The sequence below is a fragment of the Armatimonas sp. genome (assembly GCF_031410135.1).
Taxonomy (GTDB): domain Bacteria; phylum Armatimonadota; class Armatimonadia; order Armatimonadales; family Armatimonadaceae; genus Armatimonas.
Genome location: NZ_JANNYP010000824.1, coordinates 1 through 4931 on the forward strand (window position 1 = coordinate 1; position 4931 = coordinate 4931).

Sequence of the window (4931 nt, forward strand, 5' to 3'; positions counted from 1 at the left end):
GTGGTGCTTAAAAGTGCCCTGGTCTGACTGTATATCGGGATCGCATCACCAAGGAAAAAACGACCTTTGTGTCAGTGCGCCCTGCCTATGCTACCTTGCCAAACTCAGATTTTCATGCTCGGTGGTGAAGCATCTTCATGAAGACTGTATATGTTATTAATTAAGTAGGATTTTTGAAAGTGTATGATTGCGTTTTTGGGTTCAGATTTCTCGCTGTAAAAGTAGCTACCCCAGGCAAACTGTAAATCCGCTATCATCGATAACAAATATAGCTTTTCTTCTCTGCTAATGTTGCTTCCTAGTGCTAGCTGTTGTTTTTCAAGTACAGATACAGCTTCTGAGAACTGACCTGCTGTTGCAAACTTGTCCGCTTGAATGACTGCCTTCGCAATCCGAGGTGGTGGAGAAGGTTCCTGTTCCGAATTATGCAACGGAACAATACTAGAAAAAGTAAGAGGATTGATCACTATCTCGTGTTTCCGATCAGAATAAACGGTGCCCAGTAGAACGGGTGGGCGGCGGGCGCGCTGGCAGGCGCGACGAAGCGGGGGAGTCCGGTAGTGTCTTTGTTGCCCGTTGCGGCGACGGGGCCACGTCCGAGCTGACGTGCTTCTATAGGCAGGCTGCCGGTTAACAGCCCTAGCTGGGCGCGGCGGAGGCACTCGGCCTTGCCTAGACCGGGCTCTTTTTGGTGGATCGCATAGAACGCCTGCATCAGCGCGGACGTGGACGCGTCACTGACCGACCACAGGCTCGCTAGAACTGCACCTGCACCCTTGCGCTGTGCCAGTGCCCCAAAGCCTTCCACTTCTGCGCCTGTCCCGCTGGCACCCACGGTTCCCAAGCCCGTCGCGCACGCCGAGAGCGTGAGCAAGTCCACGCCGGAGAACACGTTGGAGCGCAGGCTCTTGAGCTGTGCCAGGGTGAGCGCCTTGCCATCGCCGGTCAGCAGAAACGAGCGTGTCTCGTCGCCAGTGGGCTGGAAGTGAAAGTGACTGGCGATGTGCACCACGCTGAACTTACCCGCCTTCTCCGCCAGAGTTGCCTCCAAGCGCTCCTTGGTGAAGTCGGCGTCGAGCAGTGTCGTGCTGCCGGTGAGCAAGCCCGTGACGGTTCCGACTTCCTGGCGCACGCCCGTGAGAGCCGGGAATCCTAAGGTCGTGCCCTGGTTCTCGACCGACGCGAAGCCCTGGGTCACCCCGAGCGCCAGCGCTTGCCACTGAGGTTTGGGAGCACGGGTGAGCGCCCCTGAGTTCATGGCGGCTGGGGTGAAGATCGTGTTGGCACGCTCTGTCTCAATCAGATAGTGCACACCATCCGGGGAGAGAGCGGCGAGGGGAATGTAGCGCAAGGGGCCATCTAAACTCCAGAGCAGCGTCTGTGCCTGTGCGCCGCTGAGATCGGCTTCTATGGGCTTGATGAGAATGTCGTAGAGCTGCTTTCCAAGAGGCCGTGGGTCTACGCTTGGGTTCTGGAGCGCGATTCGAAAGGCGGCGATTTTCTTGTTGAGTTCTGCTGCGGTGATGGGGAACTCTCTTGCGACGGGGTTTCCCAGGTCACTGAGGATGATAAAGCGCAGCTTGTTCTCGCCCATGAGGGTGTAGACTGCCACGGGCTTCTTGCCGCTCTGCTCTCTTAGGTCTTTGAGCGTGGTGGTGAACGCCTCTGCATCGGCGGGCGTGAAGGGCTTAGCGGCGAGGCGCGCTGCACTCTGCTCAAAGAGTGCAACGAGCGATTCTAGTACCTTCTGGAACTGCGCCTGCGCTTCGTCGAGAAGTCGCTTAACCTCTAGGAGCCGCCGCTTGTCTGCATCGGCTCGTAGGGCTTCGGGTTTGGCGAGGAGCGTCTCTTCCTCCCGTGCAAGCGTAAGAATCCTGTCACCTTGCGCCTTGATGCGCCTGTCAGCTTCCGCTTCGACTTCGTTGAGTTCGGTGAGTTTTGCCGTATTGAACTCTTTCGCATCTCGGCGGAGTAGGTCAAAGAGTTCCTGTTGCTTGAGAAGGTCGAGTACTTGTTGCCCTTCAAGAATGCGTCCCTGTTCGATGAGGATATCGGCTTGATCTCGGTACGCCTTTTCGACCGAATTTGTAAAGGATTCCAGAGCCCTCTTTCCGATTTTCTTGGCATCCTCTCTGAGTGCCTGATAGCGGTTGACGCATTGCTTTCCATAGAACGTGGCCATTCCCAGGTTTCGCCGTGAGAACGCCAAATTGCTCCATAGAGACATCAATTTGTTCAGGGTTTGTGCCTCCCCTCGCTTATCTCCAATCTGTCTTTGAATAGGTAGTGAACGGTTATAGTATTCAAGTGCTTTAGTGTTTTCTCCAAGAGAAGAGTACACTGATCCAATATCGGTAGTTACTATTGCCTCTCCTCGTATGTCTCCTGTTTGCCTTAGTATAAGACGTGCCTGGTTTAAAAACTCTAGTGCTTTTGTCCTTTCCCCAAGATCATTGTTAGCTCTGCCAATACTGATAAGAGTATAAGCCTCATCATGCCTGTATCCAAGCTGATTCTGTATAGATAGTGCATTATTATGAAAATCCAATGATTTATGATATTCTTTAATATCATAATATGTATTTCCTATATAATATAGGGTTATTGACTCTTGATATTTGATGTTTTCTTTCTTTATGTTTCTTAATGCTTGTAGTGATGAGCTATAAAATTCCAGGGCTTTATTTTTCTCGCCGAGAAAAGAGTATGTTTTTCCGATATTTCGGATGGCAATGCTTATCTGAATTCCGACACCTTCATATAGGGCTTTTTTATAATGGTTTAGCGCATCGGAAATATCGCCAAAATTGAAATATGCATCACCAATTTTATTTTCTATAGGGTTATTATAGCCTAATCTATAACCATCTACGTATCGGAGCAAATATGAGCGTTGAGCTTTATCGTAAAATTCTAAAGATTTTACTTTGTTATTGATATCAGAATAAGTATCTCCTAAACAGATTAGTGTATATTCAAAAAAACGAGTAGTTTTAGAAAGTGGTAGCGCCTTATTTAAAAAATCTAGTGCTTTTGTATTTTTACCAAATGCATTATAGATACTGCCTATCATGGTAAGCATATAGGCCTCTCCTTCAATGTCTTGTTGTTGTCTGTAAATCGGCAATGCCTGATTACAGAAAATGAGTGCCTCTGATTGCTCATCAAGAGTATAATAGAGATTAGCAATGTTTGATAGCACGCTTACTTCACTGTTATTATCTTTTAGCTGTCTTTGGATTGTTAATTCCTGTTTATAGAAGTCAATAGCATTTCTCTTCTCGCCAAGATCATCATAAATGCTACCGATATTATTAAGTGTTACTGCCGAGCTTACTTTATTTCCTATTTTCATATAAATGGACAATGCTTCTTTACATAAAGGCAATGCTTCTATACTCATGGAATTGTAAGTAAATGACATGCCTTTTTGATTTAAAGTGTCAGCGTACCCATTATTGTCTTTTATTAATTTTGATATACTAAGTGACATTTCATAATATTCTAAAGATTTATTTCTTGCTCGGATTGCAGTATTTCCATCCCTCGCCATTACATCGTAGTATCCGTAGACTTTTCCTAATTCTCGAGAATCTCGGGCGGCTAATTGTTTTCGGTGAATTATATCTAATGTATAGGCCGATTTATAGTATTCAATTGCTTCTTCTAGTATTTTGTAATCTATACCTCTTTCTGCATAACAACGTTCTTCTGCGTTTTGACCGCGCTCATAGTAGGAATCCGCTATTGTGATTTGCAAAAAACGTTTCTCGGTCGAGGTGATTTTCTCACCTAGTTCTTTCTGGCGCTTCTCCAGCAAGGCGATGGCTTCAGCGAACTTGCTCGCCTTGACGAGAGCTTTGGCAGCTTTGATGGCCTTGGCGACACGAGCGGGAGGCGGGATTTCTTTGACAGGAGCTTGTTGGTAGGTGAGCAGAAGGATAGGCATAGGGATTCATTCTAAAAATTTGGTGCCTCCTCAATATTTTGAGGAGGCAGGCACGCGGATATTTATTTAGTAATCTCAACCTTGATACGGGTGGAAACCCAGGTACCTTTGGGATCGCTCTCAAAGAGGGAGATAAGCTCACTGATATTCTCCAGAGCGGGGACATCCGTATCTGTACCAGGGACATTGGTGTCTGTGCCGGGGACATCGGTGTTCGTACCGCTAGAGCCTAGAAACGCATAGCGGCGCTGGAGGATCAGGTACTCCAGTGCTCCTTTGGCTTTAGGCGCTGTAAAGACCGGCAGATCCAACGGCGTTTTAGGCGATGCAGAAAAAGGCTTTGCGGCTGCCTTGACAAGGGACGCAGTCCCTTTTGCATCGAGGGCGAGAATATAGACATCCCCTGGTGACTGAGCGCGGACACGGAGGCGGAAGGCTTCGCCAAAACTACACTTCGGAGCAGACTTGGGAAGACCAACCTTGTTTAGGACATCAACGCGTAGGGCAGGTGCATTGAGCCCTTGCAGCATTGCCTTCAAACGATCTGGTTTTGGTTTCGCGGCTGTCTTGCTACGCTGCGCTAGTGCAAGAGGAGAGGCGACGACAAGCGTGGCCAATAAGAAAAAGGGAAGGGAATGTTGTTTCATGAAAATTTAGTTTTTCTTTCTTTTAGGGGAGAATGTCCATTCCTGAGGCGAACTGCTGAAGCTGCTCGCGATCTTTCAGGACGATAGTGTTTGTCGTGCGCTCAATCCAGCCCTCGGCATGCATCTCTTTGAGCTTGCGGCTGACCGACTCACGCTTGGCTCCGATACTGCGGGCAATGTCGCTATCACGGGTGCGGCGATAGACCCAGGCACCAGAGCGATCTTGGAAGCTCTGTGACAAAAGGAAAGAGGAGAGACGCTCTTTGAGATCTAGTGCCTGAGTCTGGGCGATGGCCTCCGTTGCCTTGCGAAGTCGTGTGCACAACAGCTCTATC

4 protein-coding genes and 1 pseudogene are annotated in these 4931 nt (G+C 48.6%); all 5 read right to left on the minus strand.

Annotated elements, in window-relative coordinates; all coding sequences use genetic code 11:
• Positions 1-104 precede the first annotated feature (104 nt).
• Positions 105-467 carry a hypothetical protein gene (locus RMO15_RS30090; protein WP_309721908.1) on the minus strand — a complete coding sequence of 121 codons (363 nt, stop codon included), beginning with the start codon at positions 465-467 and terminating at the stop codon, positions 105-107.
• Entirely contained in the window at positions 467-2182 is a 1716-nt protein-coding gene (locus RMO15_RS30095; RefSeq protein ID WP_309721911.1) for a CHAT domain-containing protein, read from the minus strand. Before RMO15_RS30095 ends, RMO15_RS30090 begins: the two co-directional genes overlap by 1 nt.
• A gap of 234 nt (positions 2183-2416) precedes the next feature.
• A pseudogene (locus tag RMO15_RS33515) lies at positions 2417-3949 on the minus strand (tetratricopeptide repeat protein); the annotation flags it as partial.
• A gap of 62 nt (positions 3950-4011) precedes the next feature.
• Positions 4012-4596 (minus strand): hypothetical protein, encoded by a 585-nt coding sequence (locus tag RMO15_RS30100; protein WP_309721914.1) that lies wholly within the window; start codon positions 4594-4596, stop codon positions 4012-4014.
• 22 nt (positions 4597-4618) lie between these two features.
• Positions 4619-4931 (minus strand): helix-turn-helix domain-containing protein (locus tag RMO15_RS30105; protein ID WP_309721916.1); only part of this gene is annotated, 313 nt, incomplete at its 5' end.

Bases quoted from the DNA above. Each gene is read 5' to 3' on its own strand.
- RMO15_RS30095 (WP_309721911.1), bottom strand. From the start codon at position 2,182: ATGGCCACGTTCTATGGAAAGCAATGCGTCAACCGCTATCAGGCACTC.
- RMO15_RS30100 (WP_309721914.1), bottom strand. From the start codon at position 4,596: ATGAAACAACATTCCCTTCCCTTTTTCTTATTGGCCACGCTTGTCGTC.